Origin of the sequence: Sphingomonas sp. PL20 (assembly GCF_017875905.1) — a bacterium.
Classification (GTDB): domain Bacteria; phylum Pseudomonadota; class Alphaproteobacteria; order Sphingomonadales; family Sphingomonadaceae; genus Sphingomonas; species Sphingomonas echinoides.
Genome location: NZ_JAGINH010000002.1, coordinates 373,844 through 393,396 on the forward strand (window position 1 = coordinate 373,844; position 19,553 = coordinate 393,396).

Annotated in this window: 16 protein-coding genes; 12 read left to right on the forward strand and 4 right to left on the reverse strand. The window is 67.0% G+C overall.

Annotation, left to right across the window (positions count from 1 at the left end; all coding sequences use genetic code 11):
* Window positions 1-98: 98 nt before the first annotated feature.
* The 3 genes from H4W01_RS01910 (at window position 99) to H4W01_RS01920 (ending at window position 2,754) form a co-directional block, all read left to right on the forward strand.
* Entirely contained in the window at window positions 99-803 is a 705-nt protein-coding gene (locus H4W01_RS01910) for a hypothetical protein (RefSeq protein WP_334685116.1), read from the forward strand.
* A 117-nt stretch (window positions 804-920) separates the two neighbouring features.
* Complete coding sequence (locus H4W01_RS01915) at window positions 921-2,117, forward strand: bifunctional alpha/beta hydrolase/OsmC family protein (protein ID WP_209609665.1); 1,197 nt, start codon at window positions 921-923, stop codon at window positions 2,115-2,117.
* Window positions 2,118-2,202: 85 nt separating this feature from the next.
* Entirely contained in the window at window positions 2,203-2,754 is a 552-nt protein-coding gene (locus tag H4W01_RS01920; RefSeq protein ID WP_209609666.1) for an rRNA large subunit pseudouridine synthase E, read from the forward strand.
* Between the two features lie 9 nt (window positions 2,755-2,763).
* Here the strand turns inward: H4W01_RS01920 and H4W01_RS01925 are convergent, their stop codons facing one another.
* Window positions 2,764-3,960, reverse strand: coding sequence for an acetyl-CoA C-acyltransferase (locus tag H4W01_RS01925; protein ID WP_209609667.1), 1,197 nt, complete (start codon window positions 3,958-3,960; stop codon window positions 2,764-2,766).
* Window positions 3,961-4,087: 127 nt separating this feature from the next.
* Here H4W01_RS01925 and H4W01_RS01930 point away from each other — a divergent pair, with 127 nt between their 5' ends.
* The 5 genes from H4W01_RS01930 to hisC all read left to right on the forward strand — a co-directional run bounded on the left by H4W01_RS01930 (window position 4,088) and on the right by hisC (window position 11,234).
* A complete protein-coding gene (locus tag H4W01_RS01930) occupies window positions 4,088-4,780 on the forward strand; it encodes a response regulator transcription factor (RefSeq protein WP_334685117.1) in 693 nt (230 codons plus the stop codon).
* A complete protein-coding gene (locus H4W01_RS01935) occupies window positions 4,777-6,342 on the forward strand; it encodes a sensor histidine kinase (protein WP_209609668.1) in 1,566 nt (521 codons plus the stop codon). The genes H4W01_RS01930 and H4W01_RS01935 overlap by 4 nt, the downstream gene beginning before the upstream one ends.
* Window positions 6,343-6,910: 568 nt before the next feature.
* Window positions 6,911-8,089: an NAD(P)/FAD-dependent oxidoreductase gene (locus H4W01_RS01940; protein WP_209609670.1), complete on the forward strand. Its 1,179-nt coding sequence runs from the start codon at window positions 6,911-6,913 to the stop codon at window positions 8,087-8,089.
* Window positions 8,090-8,234: 145 nt separating this feature from the next.
* Entirely contained in the window at window positions 8,235-9,953 is a 1,719-nt protein-coding gene (locus tag H4W01_RS01945) for a DEAD/DEAH box helicase (protein ID WP_209609671.1), read from the forward strand.
* 186 nt (window positions 9,954-10,139) lie between these two features.
* Entirely contained in the window at window positions 10,140-11,234 is a 1,095-nt protein-coding gene (hisC, locus tag H4W01_RS01950; RefSeq protein ID WP_209609672.1) for a histidinol-phosphate transaminase, read from the forward strand.
* Window positions 11,235-11,361: 127 nt separating this feature from the next.
* On the opposite strand, the gene H4W01_RS01955 is transcribed toward hisC, so the two are convergent.
* Complete coding sequence (locus H4W01_RS01955) at window positions 11,362-12,606, reverse strand: NAD(P)/FAD-dependent oxidoreductase (protein ID WP_209609673.1); 1,245 nt, start codon at window positions 12,604-12,606, stop codon at window positions 11,362-11,364.
* Window positions 12,607-12,785: 179 nt separating this feature from the next.
* On the opposite strand from H4W01_RS01955, the gene H4W01_RS01960 reads away from it, so the two are divergent.
* The 4 genes from H4W01_RS01960 (at window position 12,786) to H4W01_RS01975 (ending at window position 16,038) form a co-directional block, all read left to right on the forward strand.
* On the forward strand, window positions 12,786-13,328 hold the full coding sequence (locus H4W01_RS01960) for a GNAT family N-acetyltransferase (protein WP_209609674.1): 543 nt from the start codon (window positions 12,786-12,788) through the stop codon (window positions 13,326-13,328).
* An 83-nt stretch (window positions 13,329-13,411) separates the two neighbouring features.
* Window positions 13,412-14,944 (forward strand): PAS domain-containing sensor histidine kinase, encoded by a 1,533-nt coding sequence (locus H4W01_RS01965; protein ID WP_334685118.1) that lies wholly within the window; start codon window positions 13,412-13,414, stop codon window positions 14,942-14,944.
* Window positions 14,934-15,587, forward strand: a complete 654-nt coding sequence (locus H4W01_RS01970) for a response regulator transcription factor (RefSeq protein ID WP_209609677.1) — start codon at window positions 14,934-14,936, stop codon at window positions 15,585-15,587. The genes H4W01_RS01965 and H4W01_RS01970 overlap by 11 nt, the downstream gene beginning before the upstream one ends.
* Before the next feature lie 58 nt (window positions 15,588-15,645).
* Window positions 15,646-16,038, forward strand: coding sequence for a response regulator (locus H4W01_RS01975; RefSeq protein ID WP_334685119.1), 393 nt, complete (start codon window positions 15,646-15,648; stop codon window positions 16,036-16,038).
* Here H4W01_RS01975 and H4W01_RS01980 read toward each other — a convergent pair.
* Both H4W01_RS01980 and H4W01_RS01985 read right to left on the reverse strand, forming a co-directional pair.
* Window positions 16,035-17,045: an acetate/propionate family kinase gene (locus H4W01_RS01980; protein WP_209609679.1), complete on the reverse strand. Its 1,011-nt coding sequence runs from the start codon at window positions 17,043-17,045 to the stop codon at window positions 16,035-16,037. The genes H4W01_RS01975 and H4W01_RS01980 overlap by 4 nt on opposite strands.
* A complete protein-coding gene (locus H4W01_RS01985; protein WP_209609680.1) occupies window positions 17,033-19,444 on the reverse strand; it encodes a phosphoketolase family protein in 2,412 nt (803 codons plus the stop codon). Before H4W01_RS01985 ends, H4W01_RS01980 begins: the two co-directional genes overlap by 13 nt.
* Window positions 19,445-19,553: the final 109 nt, after the last annotated feature.

A 19,553-nucleotide genomic window follows, 5' to 3' on the forward strand; every position in this document is an offset into this window, starting at 1 on the left:
CGGGTGTGCAGCAAGGGGGACCCGGGCCTGACGGACCACCGCCACCCCCACCGCCGGGCGGACCCCGCCCTCCGCACGGTCGCTTGTTCATCAGCCCGATGGGCGAACCATTCCGTGGGGAAGATCCGATTGGGGCCTGGTTCGCCGGTGCCGACGCCAATCATGACGGCGTGGTGACCGAGGCCGAATTCATCGCCGATGCCGACCGTGTGTTCCTGCTGCTCGATCGCGAGCATGATGGCGAGATCGATCCCCAGGACATCGATTATTATGAAACCGTTCTTGTCCCCGAAATCCGCTATGGCGGTGGCGAGCCCGGCGGCCCGGGCGGGCCCGGCGGCGGCGGCGGGCGTCGCGGCGGCGGGCATGGCGGCGGCCGTGGTGGCGGAGGGCCCGACGGCGAGGGCGGTCCACCCCCGGGTGGCGGTGGCGGTGGCGGGGGCCATGGTGGTCGTCGTGGCGGCGGCGCGCCGGAGGGTGGCGGCGAGTCGGGCAAATCCGGTCCGGCGTATGACGACGTTGCGCGCGGCGCGGCACGTTTTGGTTTCTTTGCCTATCCCGAGCCGATCACGGCGGCCGACGCCAACCTCAACCGTGGGGTCGACATCAGCGAGTTTCGCAAGGCGGCGGCGGAGCGCTTCGCGATGCTCGACAAGAAAGGCGATGGGCGGCTGACGCGCGATGAACTGCCCAAATTGTCGCCACCACCCGGCCGTGGCGGCCGTCAGGGCTGGTATGGCGGCAAGCGCCGTACCGCAGGCGGCGGCCCCGAGCCGGTCGAGCAGGCCCCGCCTGAGCAATGACCCTGCCATCCCCGCCCCTGTCATAACAAGCGCGGTTCGGCTTGCCAGTTTCCGTTCGCGCGATGCTATAGCGCGTCGCGGGTTTGGCGGGGCGGCCGGACCCGGCAGGAGAGGGTGATGAAGCGCGACGTACGGTTTCCCAATGCGACCGGGGTTCAACTGGCCGGGTCGCTGGAAGTCCCGCCCGGGCGGATTCGCGCAGTGGCGCTGTTCGCGCATTGCTTCACCTGCACCGCGCAAAGCCATGCCGCGCGACGCGTCAGCCTGGCGCTCGCCGAACAGGGCATTGCCACGCTGCGTTTCGATTTCACGGGCCTTGGCCAAAGCGATGGCGCGTTTGCCGACAGCCATTTCGGCGCGAATGTCGAGGATCTGGTCGCGGCGGCGGCGTTCCTGGAAAGCGATGTTGGCGCACCGGCGATCCTGATCGGCCATTCGCTGGGTGGGGCAGCGGTGATTGCCGCTGCCGACCGTATCCCGTCTTCCAAGGCGGTGGTGACGATCGCCGCGCCGTTCGATCCCCGCCATGTGCTGCATTTGATTCAGGGCGCGCACGACATTGCCGATACCCCGCGCGACGTGTCGATTGGCGGGCGACCGTTTCGCATCGGGCGCGAATTTCTCACCTCGGTCGAGGGGCAGGACCAGGCGGCGCGGCTGGCGCGTTTGAAGCGGGCGTTGCTGGTGCTGCATTCGGCCACCGATGCGACCGTCGGTGTCGAAAATGCGCGCGCGATCTTTGAAGCGGCCAAACACCCCAAGAGTTTCGTCGCGCTCGACGGGGCGGACCATTTGCTGACCGATGCCGAACAGGCGCAATATGTCGCACAGATCATCGCCGCCTGGGTGCAGCCGTTCCTGGGGCCGACAATGGCGATCGACGCGGTGCCCGAGGGGCATGTGCGGGTGAGTTCGACCGATGCCAAATTCGTGCAGATCGTCGAATCCTCGGGTCACAGCTTTCTTGCCGACGAACCGCTGGCGGCGGGGGGCAGCGATTACGGGCCGACGCCGTATGACTTGCTGTTGTCGGCGCTGGGCACCTGTACCGCGATGACGCTCAAGCTGATCGCCGAGAAGGAAGGCATCCCGCTCACCGGCGTTTCGGTCGTGCTCCACCATAGCCGCCGCCATGCCGATGATTGCGCCGCCGCAGCCGGTGGGCGGCCGCAAATCGAAGTGATCGAGCGGCGCATCGCCTTGCAGGGCGATTTGACCGAGGCACAGCGGATGCGGATGCTGGTCATCGCCGACAAATGCCCGGTGCATCGCACGCTGGAGAGCAGGCCGGTGATCGAGACGCGGCTGGTTTGATGCACGCCCCCCGCTGGACAGGGGGCGCTACCCTGCGCAAAGCCGGGTGCGGGCATCTGGGGCCTGAGCGGAAAGACATGAGGCGATGGCGCGGCTGATCCTGTTCAACAAGCCGTATGACGTGCTGTCGCAATTCACCGATCGCAGCATCGGCGCGGCCCGCTCGACGTTGTCGGACTTCATCGCGGTGCCCGGCGTTTATCCGGCCGGGCGGCTCGACCGGGATAGCGAGGGGCTGTTGCTGCTGACCGATGACGGGCGGTTGCAGGCGCGCATTGCCGATCCACGCTTCAAGCTACCCAAGACTTATCTCGTTCAAATCGAAGGAGAACCCGATTCCGCCAGCCTCGATCGGCTGCGGCAGGGGGTGACGTTGAAGGACGGCATCACCCGCCCGGCCGAGGTCGAGCGGATCGACCCGCCCGCGCTGTGGCCGCGCGATCCACCGGTGCGCTTCCGCAAGAGCGTGCCCGATTGCTGGATCCGGCTGACGATCCGCGAGGGGCGCAATCGCCAGGTGCGGCGGATGACAGCGGCGGTGGGCTTCCCGACCTTGCGGCTGGTGCGCTGGAGCATAGGTGCGTGGACGCTCGATGGCTTGGCACCGGGGACGTGGCGCGAAGCGCCGGTGGGGTAAGCCGGGGGTTTACACGATTTCGAACAGACCCGCCGCGCCCATGCCGCCTGCGGTGCACATCGACACCACCACCCAGCGTACCCCGCGCTTGCGCCCTTCGATCAGCGCGTGGCCGACGAGGCGCGACCCGGTCATGCCGAAGGGGTGGCCGATCGCGATCGCGCCGCCATTGACGTTGTAGCGATCGGGATCGATGCCGAGCATGTCGCGGCAATATAGGCATTGCGAGGCGAAGGCTTCGTTGAGTTCCCACAGCCCTATGTCGTCGACCGACAGTCCGGCGCGGGCGAGCAATTTGGGAATAGCGAAAACCGGGCCGATGCCCATTTCATCGGGCGCGCACCCGGCTGCCTGGAAACCGCGGTACAGGCCTAGCACCTCGCGTCCCTCGGCGAGGGCCGTCGCATGGTCCATCACGATCTGCGCGGAGGCACCGTCGGACAATTGGCTGGCATTGCCCGCCGTCACATGCTGGCCGGGGCCGGAAAAGTCGCCGCCGGGCCACACTGTCTTCAATCCCGCCAGCGTCTCCGCCGTCGTGCCCGCGCGAATGCCTTCGTCCTGTGCGAGCGTCACGGTCTCGCTGCCAGTGCGATTGCCCGCTTTGTCGAACAGCGCCTTTTCGACGGTGATCGGTGCGATTTCCTCGCGAAAGGCTCCGGTTTCGAGCCCGCGCGCGGCGCGCTGCTGGCTTTGCGCGGCATAGGCATCCTGCGCGGCGCGGCTGATGCCATAGCGCTCGGCGACGATCTCGGCAGTTTCGATCATCGGCACATAGGCCGCCGGTTCACGCGCGATCACCGACTGGTTGATGTAGCGCGGCGCTTCCTTGGTGACGGTGAGGCTGATCGATTCCATGCCGCCGGCCAGCGCCACGTCGATTTCGTTGCAGATGATGCTGCGCGCGGCGAGTGCGATCGCGGTCAGCCCCGATCCGCATTTGCGGTCGAGCGTGAAAGCGGGGACGCTCTCGGGCAAGCCCGCCGCGAAGGTCGCCATGCGCCCGGCATTGCCGCCTTGGCTGCCCCATTGATTGCCGACGCCCCAGAAAATCTCGTCGATGCGCACCGGATCGATCCCGGCGCGCTCGACCGCGGCGTTCATCACATGCGCCGCGAGCACCGGTGCTTCGGTCGCGTTGAACGCGCCGCGATAGGCCTTGCCGATCGGGGTACGGGCGGTGGAGACGATCGCGGCTTCACGCATGGCAGATGCTTTCGAGCTTTGGGTATGGAAAAGGGGTGTAGAGCCTGCACGCTTTCTCCACAAGCGCCGGATCATGCGTGGACGCGCCGAACGCTACACGGTTGACCGGTCGCATCCCGGAGCCACAATGACACGCATGAGCCATATCCTGATCGTCGATGACGACCCGCATATCCGCGACCTGCTCGCCTTCGCGCTGGGCAAGGCAGGGATGAGCGTGGCCGAAGCGAGCGACGGCGAGGATGCTCAAGCCGCGATCGCGCGGCGCATGCCCGATCTGATGGTGCTCGACATCAACATGCCACGCCTGAACGGGCTCGATCTGTGCCGGATGCTACGCGCCGAGGGCGGGGCGGGGGCGGCGCTACCGATCCTGTTCCTGTCCTCGCGCGATGACGAGATTGACCGCATCGTCGGGATCGAGATTGGCGGCGACGATTATGTGGTGAAGCCGTTCTCGCCGCGCGAAGTGGTCGCGCGCGTCGGCGCGATTTTGAAACGCGGTACGCGCGCGACGGTGGGGGCGACGACGGTGACGCACAACCGCCTGACGCTCGACACCGATGGCTGGGAAGCGCGCTGGGACCAGGCGCCGGTTGCGCTGACCGCGACCGAATTCCAGTTATTGCTGCTGTTCGCGACCAGCCCGGCAAAGGTGTTCTCCCGCGATGCGATCATCGATCGGCTGCACGGGCCGGGCTTTGCCATCACCGATCGCACGATCGACAGCCATGTGCGCAACTTGCGCGGCAAGTTTCCGGGTGTCGATCTGGTCGAGACGCGCGCCGGGATCGGCTATCGCATCGGTCGTTGTGCGTGATCGGCTGGCTGAAGGCGCTGGCCAAGGCGCATTGGCCCCGCCTGCATCTGAGCGCGATCTTGTTTGGCACCTTGCTGCTGGTGGCGTCACTGCCCGGCGTCGCGGCACTGTCGCTGCGCGTTTATGAAAATACGCTTGTTCAGCAGACCGAATCCGAACTGATCGCGCAAAGCGTGGTGCTGGCGGCGGCGTATAAGGCGGCGTGGTACGATGTCGCGCACGCGCCGCAGCCCGATCCTTCGTCCCGCCCGCTCGCGCCCGAAGCGCCCGCAATCGATTTGCGCACCATGCCGGTGCTGCCGCGCGCGCCGGGCGGGGTGCGGGCAGGCGCGGCCGACCCGCACGCGCTGCAGGTGGCGGCGCGGTTGCGGCCGATGGTCGGCGATGCGGTGGCGGTGACGCTGACTGGAACGCGGTTGTTGGATGCGCAGGGCATTGTCGTGCTGGGGCGCGGCGATGCCGGACAGAGTCTTGCCGGGCTGGCCGAAGTCCGCGCGGCGCTGGCCGGGCACAGTGCGACCGTGCTGCGCGAACGCAGTGCCGCCGAAATGGCCGATTGGCGCGCCGCGCTCAGCCGGGCGTATGCGATTCGCCTGCACCATGCCCGCCCGGTGATCGCCGACGGCAAGGTGATTGGCGTGGTGATGGTGACGCGCTCGCCGCGCGGGCTGTTCATCGGCATCTGGCAGGACCGTTTCGCGATAGTGCTGGGTGCCGGGCTCATTTTCCTGACGCTGCTGGTGCTGGCGGGTTTGGTGTCGCGCGGCATTGCGCGGCCGATCATGGCGCTGGCGCGCGCCAGCGAGGAGGTCGCGCGGGGTGTGCCGGTGGTGCCCGAAACGCCGGTGACCGCCGCGATCGAGATCGCGCAGCTCTATGACAATTTCCGCGCAATGGCCGAGCGGATCGAGCGCCGCCAACGCTATTTGCGCGATGTCGCGGCGGCGGTGGCGCATGAGTTCAAGACGCCGATCGCGGGGATTCGCGGGGCGCTGGAGCTGCTCGACGAGCATGGCGCGGCGATGAGTACGGCCGAGCGCGCGCGTTTTATCGGCAATGCGACGGCGGATGCCGATCGATTGGCGCGCCTGGTGCAGCGTTTGCTGGACCTGGCGCGCGCCGACATGGCGACGATCGATGCGGATGCGCGCGCCGATATCGTTGCGGCGGCGCGGCGCGTGGCCGATTCCTTTCGGGGGGAAGGCTTTGCGGTCGAGGTGCAGGCGGGTGCCGTGGCCGAGGCGCGGGTGACGAGTGCTGCGATCGAGACGATCCTGGAAACGGTCGTTGAAAATGCGCGGCAGGCGGGGGCTTCGTTGGTGACGATCCGGGTTGAAGGCGTTGGCGGCGTGCGGCTGACCGTGGCGGACGACGGGCCGGGAATCGCGGCGGCGGATATCGAGCGCATCTTCGAGCCGTTCTTCACCGGGCGGCGCGAGGAAGGCGGCGCTGGCCTTGGCCTCGCCATTGCGCGCTCCTTGCTGGCGGCGAGCGGCGGCACGATCGTCGCCGAACCGGTGGCGGTGGGGGCGTGCTTTCGGATTTGCCTCCTGCGCGCTTGAGCGGGGATGCGACGAAGGGTTTTCACGCGAAGGCGCGAAGGCGCGAAGGCGCGAAGAAGGGGTGTTCGCGCGGAGACGCGGAGGCGCGGAGGCGCGGAGAGGTTGGATTCGGGTCTGATGTCGGGAGACCAAAGGGGCGCTAGGGGAGCGCTGCGCGCTCGTTTTTGGGCTCTTTCTTCTCTCCGCGCCTCCGCGTCTCCGCGTGAACCGACCTTCTTCGTGGCTTTGTGGCTTTGTGCGAGAAATTCCCGAGCGCCGGTTACACTGGTCGGTGGGGCGCTTGGGCGTTGGGGAAAAGGATTTCTCGCACAAAGCCACGAAGAGGAAGAAGATGTGTTCGCGCAGAGGCGCGGAGGACGCGGAGGGGGTGGGTTTCGAGTGTTGGGCCGGGAGACCCAAAGCGCGTTTGGGGGAGCGCTGTCGCGCTCGTTTGTGCTCTCTCTTTTTCCTCTGCGCCTCTGCGCGAAAAAAACCTTCTTCGTGTCTTCGTGTCTTCGTGGCTTCGCGTGGAAACCCTCTTCCTCGCCTTCCCCAGAGAAATTTCCGCAAAAGCGTGTAGAGCCGCCCGATGACGACCTCTTGTTACGATACCATCATCCTGGGCGCGGGTGCCGCTGGCCTGATGTGCGCCGCCACCGCCGGACAACGCGGACGCCGCGTGCTGCTGATCGATCATGCCGAGGCGATCGGTAAGAAGATCCTGATTTCGGGTGGCGGGCGGTGCAATTTCACCAACCTCCACACCGCCGCCGACCGTTATCTCTCGGCCAACCCGCATTTCGCCAAATCGGCGCTCGGGCGCTATACTGCTGCCGATTTCATCGCCTTGGTCGATAAGCACGGCATCGCCTGGCACGAAAAGACGCTCGGGCAATTGTTCTGCGATGGCTCGGCCAAGCAGATCGTCGCGATGCTGCAGGACGAATGCGATCGCGGGGGCGTCGAGATCGCGCTGGGCGCGGCGATCAGCGGCGTGGCGCATGGCGACGGGCAGTATCGCGTCACCTTCGGCAACCGCACCGCCAGCGCGCCTGCTCTGGTGATCGCGACGGGTGGCCCGTCCATCCCGCAAATGGGCGCGACCGGCTTTGCGTATGATCTGGCGCGGCGCTTCGGGCTGAAGGTGGTCGAGCCGCGCCCGGCGCTAGTGCCGCTGACGCTGGGGGGTGAAGAGACGCTGTTCCGCGCGCTTTCCGGGGTGGCGGCGGAGGTGGTCGCGCGCGTTGGCAAGACGCGCTTTCGCGAGGCGGCGTTGTTCACGCATAAGGGGCTGAGCGGCCCGGCGATCCTGCAAGTCTCGTCTTACTGGCGGCATGGCGAGCCGGTCGCGATCGATTTCCTGCCCGCGCTGAAACCGGGCTGGCTGGTGGCGGCCAAACATGCGCGGCCGCGCGTGTCGCTGGCTTCGGCTTTGTCCAACCATTTGCCGGGGCGGCTGGCCGAGACGCTGGCCGACCGGCTTGGCATCGAGGGCGAATTGGGCGCGGCGACCGACAAAGCGGTCGAGGCGGCGGCGCGGCAACTGGCCGACTGGGCGTTCATGCCGAACGGAACCGAGGGGTTCGCCAAGGCCGAAGTGACGGCGGGCGGGATTTCGACCGCGGAGCTTTCGTCGCAGACGATGGAAGCGCGCAAGGTGCCGGGGCTGTATGCGATCGGGGAGGCGGTCGATGTGACCGGGTGGCTTGGCGGGTATAATTTCCAATGGGCCTGGGCGAGTGGCTGGGCGGCGGGGCAGGTGGTTTAAGCAGGGGGCCTGCCGGATCACGACACGGCACCTCGCGAAATCCCGCCCGCATAATACCAATTGCACACCCCCCGTGCTTTTCCCGTGCGGCTGTGCTAAGGGCTCGCTTTGGCGTGCGCCCCCGCCGCCCCAGATCCGGAATATCATGCCCTTTTCACACCTCCCCACGCTTCTTGCCGAAGCGCTTTCCGCCCGTGGCTATGCCGCGCCGACTCCGGTCCAGGCCTCGGTCATCGAGCCCGCCGCCGAGGGCCGCGATCTGATCGTTTCGGCGCAGACCGGCTCGGGCAAGACCGTTGCGTTCGGCTTGGCCATCGCCCCGCAATTGCTGACCGAAGACGAAGGCCGCCTGCCGCCGCCGCGCGCGCCGCTGGCGCTCGCCATCGCGCCGACGCGCGAACTGGCGCTGCAGGTGAGCCGCGAGCTCGAATGGCTCTACGCCAAGGCCGGTGCGCGGATTTCGACCTGCGTTGGCGGGATGGACGCCAGCCGCGAGCGCCGCTCGCTCAGCCACGGCGCGCATATCGTCGTCGGCACGCCGGGCCGCTTGCGCGACCATATCGAGCGCGGCGCGCTCGATCTGTCCAACCTCAAGGCGGTGATTCTCGACGAAGCCGACGAAATGCTCGACATGGGTTTCCGCGAGGATCTCGAACTGATCCTCGACGCGTCGCCGTCCGAGCGCCGCACGCTCTTATTCTCGGCGACGATGCCCAAGTCGATCGTGGCGCTGGCCAAGCGCTACCAGAAGGATGCGCTGCGCATCTCGACCGTGGGCGAGGATCGCGGGCATGGCGACATCAGCTATCAGGCGGTGACCGTCGCGCCGGCCGATATCGAGAATGCGGTCGTCAATCTGCTGCGGCTGCATGAGGCCGAGACCGCGATCCTGTTCTGCGCGACGCGCGACAATGTGCGGCATCTGCACGCCGGGTTGATCGAGCGCGGGTTCGCCGCGGTCGCGCTGTCGGGCGAGCATAGCCAGAATGAGCGCAATGCCGCGATGCAGGCGCTGCGCGACAAGCGCGCGCGGGTGTGCGTGGCGACCGACGTTGCCGCGCGCGGGCTCGATTTGCCGTCGCTCAGCCTCGTCATTCACGTCGAACTGCCGCGCGATGCCGAGACGCTGCAGCACCGTTCGGGCCGCACCGGCCGCGCGGGCAAGAAGGGCACCGCGATCCTGATCGTGCCGTATCAGCGCAAGCGCCGCGTCGAGATGATGCTGCGCGGCGCGCGGATCGCGGTCGAATGGATGAATGCGCCGACCGTCGACGACATCCGCCAGGCCGACAAGTCGCGGCTGATGACGATGCTGATGGAAGACGTCGAAGTCGACGAGGACGATCGCGCATTGGCGCAGCAACTGCTCGAGAAGAAGAGCCCTGAGGACATCGCCGCCGCTTTGGTGCGCAGCTATCGCGCGCGGATGCCCGCGCCCGAGGAGATGATCGAGCAGAGTGGTTCGAACCAGCGCGAGCCCGGCAAGGAGCATCACCGCGAGGGCTTTGACGACGTCAAATGGTTCCGCATGGACATCGGCCGACGGCAGAATGCCGATCCGCGCTGGATCCTGCCGCTGATCTGCCGTCGCGGGCACATCACCAAGAATGAAGTCGGCGCGATCCGCATCGCCGCCAATGAGACGATGTTCCAGGTGCCGAGCGCGATCGCGGCCAAATTCATGGCGGCGGTGAAGCGCACCGCGGGCGAAGAGGCCGAAGGCGGCGTGCAGTTCGAAGCGGTGCAGGGTGGCCCGGTCGAAGCCGAGCGTGGCCCGCGCCGCGCGAACGGCCCGGCGCCGGTGCGCCACAACCCGCGCCCGACGCTGCGCCCCGGCGGCCCGAACAAGCGCCCGCAACGCTGATTTTTTATCCTCCCCGGCACGGGGAGGGGGACCATGAGCATTTAGCGAATGGTGGAGGGGGCTCGCCGCGGGCGTAGCGCTTGTGGCGGGCCCCCTCCACCACCAGCCTGAAGAAGGCTGGCGGTCCCCCTCCCCGTGCCGTGGGGGGATTTGAAGTTGCGCGCATTCCCCGCTAACGCGCGGGGCATGAACGCACCTCAGCCCAAGCCATGGGTCATGGCTATCGCTCCTTATGTTCCGGGTCGCTCGACGGTCGAGGGCGACACGCCGGTTATCAAGCTGTCGTCGAACGAAAATCCGCTCGGCACCAGCCCAGAGGCAGTCGCGGCATTCACGCGCCATGCGGGTGATCTGGCGCGCTATCCCGATGCGGGCGCGGCGGTGCTGCGCGAGGCGATTGCGGCGCATCACGATCTCGACCCCGCGCGGGTGATTTACGGCACCGGATCGGACGAAGTGCTGCATCTGGTCGCCGGGGCCTATGCCGGGCCGGGCGATGAAGTGATTCAGGTCCGCTATGGCTTTGCGGTCTATGAGATCGCGACGCGGCGCGTCGGCGCGACCCTGGTGGTGGCGGACGACCGCGACTATGCGACCGATGTCGATGCGATTCTGGCGGCGGTGACCGCGCGGACGCGCGTGGTGTTCGTCGCCAACCCCAACAACCCGACCGGCACCTTTACGGCCAAGGCCGAGATCGCGCGGCTGCATGCGGGCTTGCCGCCGCAGGTGATGCTGGTGCTCGACCAGGCCTATGCCGAATATCTGGCACCCGAGGATGACGATGGCGGGCTCGAGCTCGCGCGCACTGCGTCCAATGTGATCGTCACGCGCACCTTCTCCAAGATCCACGGGCTTGCCGCCGAACGCATTGGCTGGGGTTATGGCTCGGCCGAGGCGATTGCGGCGATGCACCGCATCCGCGCGCCGTTCTGCTGCACCACGGCGGGCCAGGAAGCGGCGATCGCGGCGCTGGGCGCGGCGGACTTCATCGCCGCCTCGCGCGCGCATAACCGCGTATGGCGTGCCTGGTTCAAGGACGAGATCGCCAAGCTCGGCAATGCCGGGCTGCGCGCGGTGCCGAGCGAGGCCAATTTCCTGCTCGTCCTGTTCGAAGGCGCAGTCACCGCCGAGACGGCGTATAAGGCGCTGCTCGAGCGCGGCTATATCGTGCGCTGGCTGCCGGGGCAGGGGCTGGCGAACGGTCTGCGCATGACGATCGGCACCGAGGCGGAAACGCGCGGGCTGGCGGCGGCTTTGCGTGAGATCGTGGGCGCGTAAGCGAAAGCCCCGCCCGAAGCCCCACCCCCGTTCGTTTCGAGCGCAGTCGAGAAACGGCCCCACGCGCTGTGCCAGGTTTCTCGACTACGCTCGAAACGAACGGGTTGGGGCGAGATGCCCCCCTCGCTCAAGCGGGCAGCAGCTCCTTCAGCGGCACCGCTGCGTCGGCCAGCCGCGCCGGATCGACCACCGCGCGCGCCACCACCAGCGCGCGGCCCTGCACATAATCGCGCGTGGCGTTGACGCAGTCGAGCGCGATGACGTGGCCCTGTTTCAGGTAGATCACCGAGAAGCTGCGCGCCGCCACGTCACCGCGCAGCACCACCGCATCATAACCGATCGACAGGCCCACGGTCTGCAGCTTCAAATCATATTGGTTCGACCAGAACCACGGCACCGCGTCATAGGGCGTTTCCTCGCCGGTCAGCAGCTTGGCGACGGTGGTTGCCTGATCATTGGCGTTCTGCACTGATTCGAGCCGGATCACCGCGCCATCGGCATACGGATTGGGGTGCGCCGCGCAGTCGCCGATCGCGAAGATATCGGGCAGGCTGGTGCGGCACAGCGCATCGACGCTCACGCCATTGCCGCCGTCCGCGCCCGCCGCGAGCAGCGGGGCGACGGCGGGGATGATGCCGATGCCGACGATGACGAGATTGCCGGGCAGCACCGTGCCGTCGGCCAGGCGCACGCCGCTGGCGGCCCCGTTCTCGCCGACAATCGAGTCGACGGTCACGCCGGTGCGCAGATCGACGCCGTGCGCGCGGTGCTCGGCCTCGTAGAAATGCGACAGCGCTTCACCCGCGACACGCGCCAGCACGCGCGGGGCCGCCTCCAGCACGGTGACGGGCTTGCCGAGCTTGGTCAGCACGGCGGCGGCTTCCAGCCCGATATAGCCGCCACCGATGACGATCGAGTGCGTGACGGCGGGCAGTTCGGCGATCATCCGGTCGACATCGGCGCGGGTGCGCACGCCGTGGACGCCGCTGAGATCATGCCCCGCGCACGTCAGGCGGCGCGGCGCACCGCCGGTCGCCCAGATCAGCGTGCGATAGCCGATCGTGCTGCCATCGGCGGTGGTGACCTGATGCGCGGCGGCGTCGACCGACACGACACGCCGCCCGGGCAGCAGCGTGATGTCGCGATCGACCCAAAAGGCGGCGGGGCGGATCAGCAGGCGCTCGAACGGCTTGTCGCCGGCCAGATATTCCTTCGACAGCGGGGGCCGCTCATAGGGCAGTTCGGGTTCGTCGCCGAGCATGGCGATCGTGCCCTCGAATTTCCGCTGGCGCAGCGCGATCGCCGCCTGCGCGCCGCCATGCCCGGCCCCAACGATCAGGACATCGAAGGGCGTCGGGTTGGTGTCGGTCATTGCAGATCCTCTCCGGCAGGGCAGTGTTCTTTGCGCCCTCATGAAAGCGCGACTGGCGCGGATCAACCCCCGCGCGCCAATAGGTAGTTTCCGCAGCTACCCGGGCGGGCTTCGCAATCCTATTTCCAGCCAGCGAAATGCGGCGTCGATCAACCGCCGCTGTTGCGAAAGGTGGCCCGATGATTGAGCATCTCACAACCCGGACGGGCTTTGAATTTCACGTTCGCCCCGCGCGGCCCGAGGATGACGGCACGGTTGCCGAGTTTTTCACGCACGTAACGCATGAGGATTTGCGTTTTCGGTTCCTGACCGGGCTCAACGAAGTGCGCCCCGACCAGATCGCGGCCTTGACGCATGTCGACCATCGCTGGTCGGAGAATTTTCTCGCCTTCACCAAGGATGGGTCGATGATGATCGCCACCGCGATGCTGGCGTGCGACGCGACGTTCGAGCGCGGCGAAGTGGCGATTGCGATCCGCAAGGACTTTAAGAACAAGGGCGTGGGCTGGGAATTGCTCGCTCATGTCGCGCGCTTCGCCGAGGTCAAGGGCGTGAAAGTGCTCGAGGCGATCGAAAGCCGCGAAAACCACGCCGCGATCGAGCTGGAGCGCGAAATGGGCTTCACCGTCGAAAGTTATCCCGGCGATTCGAGCCTGTTGCTGGTCAGCCGCAAGCTCGCGCACGACGCGCCGCGAGCGGGAATGCCAAATCGCCCGATGTGAGAAATCTGGGGTACGTAAAGACTGCGGTGATGGTCGCCGCCGAATGTGTGCCGGTTCGGCGCGATGGCGTGGTACGAACGCCCATGACGCTAGCCGAATCCCAAGGCAGCGATGCACGCGATCTTGCTCTGCTCAATGAAGAGCTTGGCTTGCTGATCGACGGCGCGACCAACCACGCCATTTATATGCTGGATCCGCGTGGCCATGTGACGATCTGGAATCGCGGAGCCGAGCGGATCAAGGGGTGGGCGCAGGCTGAAATTCTGGGCCGTCACTTTTCGCTCTTCTATCCGCCCGAGGATGTGGTTGCGGGAATGCCGCAGCGCGATCTCGATCGCACGAGCCTGACCGGTCGGCTGGAGGAGGATAGCTGGCGGTTGCGGCGCGACGGGTCGGAATTCCTCGCCAATATCACCATGACCGCGCTGTATGACGAAGCGGGCGCGCTGCGCGGCTTTGGCAAGGTGGTGCGCGACATTACCGACCAGAAAGCCGCCGAAACCGCGCTGGCGCGGCGCGAGCAGCATTTGCTCTCGATTCTGGCGACCGTGCCCGATGCGATGATCGTGCTCGACGAACAGGGCCGGATCGCTTCGTTCAGCGGGGCGGCGGAACGGATGTTCGGCTATTGCGAGGCCGACATTGTCGGCGAAAAGGCCGATATGCTGTTTCCGCGCATCGACCGCGATCGCGATGGCGGGTTTCTGGGCAGTTATCTGGTTTTTGACGACCGCGCCGTGGCCGGTGCGGTGCGGACGGTGCGGGGGCAGCGCAAGAATGGCGAGATCTTTCCGGTCGAACTCGCGGTCGGGGAGGCGTTGAGCGGCGGACAGCGGATCTTCACCGGCTTCCTGCGCGATCTGACGCAGCGGCATCGCACCGAAAGCCGATTGCGCGATGTCCAGTCCGAGCTGATCCATGTGTCGCGGCTGAGCGCGATGGGCACGATGGCCTCGACCCTGGCGCATGAACTCAACCAGCCCTTGACCGCGATCGCCAATTATCTGGAGGCGACGCGCGATCTGATGGTCGATCCGTCGCCCGAGACCGTGCTGCTGGTGCGCGGGGCGCTGGACGAGGCGGCGGGGCAATCGCTGCGCGCCGGGCAAATCGTGCGGCGGCTGCGCGATTTCGTGGCGCGCGGCGATGTCGAGCAACGCGCCGAGCCGCTGAACGCGCTGGTGCGCGAGGCCGCCAGCCTTGGTCTGATCGGTGCGGGGCAAGCGGGGGTCGAGACGGTGATGAGCTTTGTCGACGACAGCGTGTGCGTGCAGGTCGACCGCGTCCAGATCCAGCAGGTGCTGGTCAATCTCATCCGCAACGCCCTCCAGGCGATGGCCGACAGTCCGCGACGCGTGTTGACGATGACGAGCGCGACGCTGCGGGATATGGTAGAAGTCACCGTGGCCGATACCGGCACCGGTATTGCCCCCGAAATGACCGATCGCCTGTTCCACGCCTTCGCCTCGACCAAGCAGGATGGCATGGGGCTGGGCCTGTCGATCTGCCAGACGATCGTGGAGGCGCATGGCGGGCGCATTTGGGCGGCACCGGTGCCGGGGGGCGGGACGGCGTTTCATTTCACCTTGATGCGGAGCAGTGCCGATGCCGGATAGTCGCCAGGACAAGCGCATCATCCATCTGGTCGATGATGAAGAGGCTATCCGCCGCTCGGCCGGCTTCCTGCTGCGGACGGCGGGATTCGAGGTGCAGACCTACGCATCGGGTACGGCCTTCCTTGCCGCCGCAGGCCATGCCACGCCGGGGTGTGTGCTGCTGGATATTCGCATGCCGGGGATTGACGGGCTTGAGGTCCAGCGCCTGCTCAATGAGCGCGGCATCGCGTTTCCGGTGATCGTGCTGACCGGGCATGGCGACATCTCGCTGTCGGTGCGCGCGATCAAGGCGGGCGCGGTCGACTTTCTGGAAAAGCCGTTCGACAAAGCGACGGTGTTGCACGCGATCGAAGAAGCGTTCGCGCGGCTGGCCAATTTGGAGGCGCAGCAGTTGAGCGCGATCGAGGCGAGCGTCCGCCTGGCCGCGCTGACCCCGCGCGAGCGCGACGTGCTGGAGGGGCTCGTCAACGGGCAACCCAATAAGATCACCGCCTATAAGCTGGGCATTTCGACGCGCACGGTGGAGGCACACCGCGCGAACCTGACGCACAAGCTGGGCGTACGGTCGATTTCGGATGTGTTGCGGCTGGCCTTTGCCGCGCGGCTGCATAGCCCCGTCGCCGAATGCGACACCGCGCCTTAGGTTTCTACCTACAGACCGCAGCGCGGTTATGGCCGATGGCAGTCCTGAACGATCGGGAATGACCATGGTACCAGTGCGGACGAACCCTCAAATCGCGCTGGTCGATGGCGATCCCGCGGTGCGCCATGCGCGGCAGCTGCTGTTACGCGCGGAAGGCTTCAATGTCCGGGCCTATGCCAGCGCCCCGTCCTTGCTCGCCGATCCGCTGGCGCGGGCCAGCGCGTGTATCCTGGCCGAAGTCGCCATGCCCGAGATTGGGGGTGTCGAGGTGCTGCGCTCGCTGCGGCGGATGGGCTGGGCCGGCGGCGCGATCCTGCTGGCCGATGCGCCGACCGAGTTGCTTGCGGCGGAGGCGAAAGCGCTGGGTTTTGTCCTGTTGGTGCCGCGCGACCTGCCCGACCGCACCTTGATCGAGGCGATCCGCCTGGCGATGGCCGAGCCCGCGCGTTAGCCGAGCAACGCCGCCGCATGCCGCGCGATCTGCGCATTTTCCTGCGAGGGCAGCACACGCTGCGCGATCGGCCCGGCAAAAGCGAGATCGGCGGAGATGGCGGCGCGCACCGCCGCGTCATGCTCGCCAATGCCGCCGGTGAAGACGATCAGATCGGCCCCGCCCAGCACCACCAGCATCCCCGCCATCTGCTTGGCGACCGAGCGGCAGAAGATGGCAAGCGCGAGCGTCGCGGCGGCATCGCCCGCTGCGTGCAGCACGCGCAGATCGCTGGAGCGGCCAGACAGGCCGAGCAGGCCGGATTGGCGATCGATCAGCGTTTCGATTTCCGCGGCATCCAAGCCGCGCTCGCGCATCAGATAGAGCAACAGGCCGGGATCGATATCGCCGGCGCGCGTGCCCATCACCACCCCGCCCGACGGGGTGAGCCCCATGCTGGTGTCGACAGAGTGCCCGTCCAGCACTGCCGTCACGCTCGCGCCATTGCCGAGATGCGCGATGATCAGGCGGTGCGGCACGGCGTCGCCCAGTTGCGCGAGGATCGATTCGCACGACAGGCCGTGAAAGCCATAGCGCCGCACGCCTGCATCGCGCAGCGCCTTGGGGATGGGCAGCGTGGCGGCGATGGCGGGCAAGCGGGCGTGGAAGCCGGTGTCGAAGCACGCCACTTGCGGCACGCCGGGATAGCGCGCCTGCGCCAGCGCGATCATCCGCAGCGAGGCCGGGCCGTGCAGCGGCGCGAAGGCGGTGGCCGCTTGCAGCCGCGCGAGCACGCCTGCATCGATCCGCACCGGTGCGAACAGGTCGATGCCGCCATGCACGATGCGGTGGCCGATCGCATCGGGTTGGCCGCCGCCGATCTCAGCGAACACGGCGGCATCGACATCGGCATGTTCGACCTCGCCCGCGGACAGCTCGACCACCGCCTCGCCGACCGCATAAACGCCGTATTTGACCGAGGACGAGCCGCCATTGAGCGTGAGGACGCGTGTGCTCACCGCGTCCATTGCCAGTCGCGCACCTCGGGCAGATCCTCGCCATGTTCGGCGATGTAGAGCTTGTGACGCTCGATCATCGTCCAATAGCGTTCGGTCTCGGCGGGCACGCGGTCCCGCAGGCGCGGGATGCGTTCGATTGCGTCGAGCGCCAGGCGATAGCGGTCGAGATCGTTGAGCACGACCATGTCGAACGGCGTCGTCGTGGTGCCTTCATCCTTGTAGCCGCGCACATGGAAATTGCGGTGGTTGGTGCGGCGGTAGGCGAGCTTGTGGATCAGCGACGGATAGCCGTGAAAGGCGAAGATCACCGGTGTGTCGGTGGTGAACAGCGCATCGAAGGCGCGCTCGTCAAGGCCGTGGGGATGCTCCGATTGCGGTTGCAGCACCATCAGATCGACGACGTTGACGACGCGGATGCGGATGTTGGGGACGAATTGGCGGAGCAACTGCACCGCCGCCATCGTCTCCAGCGTCGGCACGTCACCGGCGCACGCCATCACCACATCGGGGTCTCCGGAATCGCTCGCCCATTCCCACACGCCCGCCCCGGTGGTGCAGTGGCGCACGGCCTCCTCAATGCCGAGCCATTGCCATTCGGGCTGCTTGCCCGCGACGATGACATTCACATAATTGCGGCTGCGCAGGCAGTGATCGGCGACCGACAACAGGCAATTGGCATCGGCGGGCAGATAGATGCGCACCACCTCGGCGCGTTTGTTGGCGACATGATCGAGGAAGCCCGGGTCCTGATGCGACAGGCCATTATGGTCCTGCCGCCAGACATGCGAGGTCAGCAGGTAATTGAGCGAGGCGATCGGCCGCCGCCACGGAATGCCGCGCGTCACCTTCAGCCATTTGGCGTGCTGGTTGAACATCGAGTCGATGATGTGGATGAAGGCTTCGTAGCACGAGAACAGCCCGTGCCGCCCGGTGAGCAGATAGCCTTCGAGCCAACCCTCGCAGAGATGTTCGCTCAGCACCTCCATCACCCGGCCGTCGCGCGACAGATTCTCATCGACCGGCTCGACCTCGGCCATCCACGCCTTGCCGGTGACCTCATACACCGCCTGCAACCGGTTGGAGGCGGTTTCGTCGGGGCCGAACAGGCGGAAATTGGCGGCCTCCAGATTGAGCGCTATCACGTCGCGCAAGAAACCGCCGAGCACCGCCGTCGCCGCCGCCTTGACGGTGCCGTGCCCGGCTTGCGCCACGGCGTGGTCGCGGAAATCGGGGAGGACCAGCGGCACGAGCAATTCCCCGCCATTGGCATGCGGGTTGGAGCCCATGCGGCGGTGCCCGGTCGGCGCGAGCGACGCATAGTCCTCGCGGAACTTGCCGCTCTCGTCGAACAATTCGGCGGGGCGGTAGCTCAGCAGCCATTCTTCGAGCTGGCGGAGATGCTCGGGCTCCTTGAAATCGGCGATCGGCACCTGGTGCGCGCGCCAGGTGCCCTCGACCGGCTTGCCATCGACGAATTTCGGCCCGGTCCAGCCCTTGGGCGTCTGCAGCACGATCATCGGCCAGCGCGGGCGCTCGCCATCCGGCGCACCGTATCGCGCCTGCGCCTGAATATCCTGGATCTGCGCCAGCACCGTGTCGAGCGTTGCGGCGAGCGTCTGGTGAACCGCCTCGGGATCGTCCCCCACCACGAAATGCGGATCATAACCATAGCCGCGCAGCAACTCGGTCAGCTCCGCGCGGGTGATCCGCGCCAGCAGCGTGGGGTTGGCGATCTTGAAGCCGTTGAGATGCAGGATCGGCAGCACCGCGCCATCGCGCGCGGGGTTGAGGAACTTGTTCGAATGCCAGCTCGTCGCCAGCGCACCGGTCTCCGCCTCGCCATCGCCGACGACGCAGGCGACGATCAGATCGGGATTGTCGAACACCGCGCCATACGCATGCGCCAGCGAATAGCCGAGCTCGCCGCCTTCATGGATCGATCCTGGGGTCTCCGGCGCGACATGGCTGGGGATGCCGCCTGGCCAGGAGAATTGGCGGAACAGCCGGTCCATGCCGCCACGGCTGCGCTCGATCGCGGGATAACGCTCGGTATAGGAGCCTTCGAGATAGGTGTTGGCGACCAGCCCCGGCCCGCCATGCCCCGGCCCGATCACCGCGATCATGTTGAGATCGTGTTCGACGATCAGCCGGTTGAGATGGACATAGAGCAGGTTGAGCCCCGGCGTGGTGCCCCAATGGCCGAGCAGCCGCGTCTTGACGTCGGCCAGCGCGAGCGGGCGATCGAGCAGCGGGTTGGCGCGCAGGTAAATCTGCCCGACCGACAGATAATTGGCGGCGCGCCAATAGCCGTGCATCCGCCGCAGCAGATCGGGCGAGAGCGGGCCGGAGATGGGGGCACCGGGAATGGGCGCGCCGGAGCCAAGCGGGGCGGGGAGCGGATCGGTCATGGGCATTCCTGTGCTGCGCGCGGTGTGGCGACGGTTATGCCTGCGGGGGGCGTGCGGCGGCAGCTTCGGGAAATACGGGGGGTGGTGTAGGACAGGGTGGCTTGGCGCT

Excerpts from the sequence above, each read along its gene's own strand:
- H4W01_RS01910 (WP_334685116.1), top strand. The coding sequence starts at position 99 with ATGGGCGAACCATTCCGTGGGGAAGATCCGATTGGGGCCTGGTTCGCC.
- H4W01_RS01915 (WP_209609665.1), top strand. The coding sequence starts at position 921 with ATGAAGCGCGACGTACGGTTTCCCAATGCGACCGGGGTTCAACTGGCC.
- H4W01_RS01920 (WP_209609666.1), top strand. The coding sequence starts at position 2,203 with ATGGCGCGGCTGATCCTGTTCAACAAGCCGTATGACGTGCTGTCGCAA.
- H4W01_RS01925 (WP_209609667.1), bottom strand. The coding sequence starts at position 3,960 with ATGCGTGAAGCCGCGATCGTCTCCACCGCCCGTACCCCGATCGGCAAG.
- H4W01_RS01930 (WP_334685117.1), top strand. The coding sequence starts at position 4,088 with ATGACACGCATGAGCCATATCCTGATCGTCGATGACGACCCGCATATC.
- H4W01_RS01940 (WP_209609670.1), top strand. The coding sequence starts at position 6,911 with ATGACGACCTCTTGTTACGATACCATCATCCTGGGCGCGGGTGCCGCT.
- H4W01_RS01945 (WP_209609671.1), top strand. The coding sequence starts at position 8,235 with ATGCCCTTTTCACACCTCCCCACGCTTCTTGCCGAAGCGCTTTCCGCC.
- hisC (WP_209609672.1), top strand. The coding sequence starts at position 10,140 with ATGAACGCACCTCAGCCCAAGCCATGGGTCATGGCTATCGCTCCTTAT.
- H4W01_RS01955 (WP_209609673.1), bottom strand. The coding sequence starts at position 12,606 with ATGACCGACACCAACCCGACGCCCTTCGATGTCCTGATCGTTGGGGCC.
- H4W01_RS01960 (WP_209609674.1), top strand. The coding sequence starts at position 12,786 with ATGATTGAGCATCTCACAACCCGGACGGGCTTTGAATTTCACGTTCGC.
- H4W01_RS01965 (WP_334685118.1), top strand. The coding sequence starts at position 13,412 with ATGACGCTAGCCGAATCCCAAGGCAGCGATGCACGCGATCTTGCTCTG.
- H4W01_RS01970 (WP_209609677.1), top strand. The coding sequence starts at position 14,934 with ATGCCGGATAGTCGCCAGGACAAGCGCATCATCCATCTGGTCGATGAT.
- H4W01_RS01975 (WP_334685119.1), top strand. The coding sequence starts at position 15,646 with ATGACCATGGTACCAGTGCGGACGAACCCTCAAATCGCGCTGGTCGAT.
- H4W01_RS01980 (WP_209609679.1), bottom strand. The coding sequence starts at position 17,045 with ATGGACGCGGTGAGCACACGCGTCCTCACGCTCAATGGCGGCTCGTCC.
- H4W01_RS01985 (WP_209609680.1), bottom strand. The coding sequence starts at position 19,444 with ATGACCGATCCGCTCCCCGCCCCGCTTGGCTCCGGCGCGCCCATTCCC.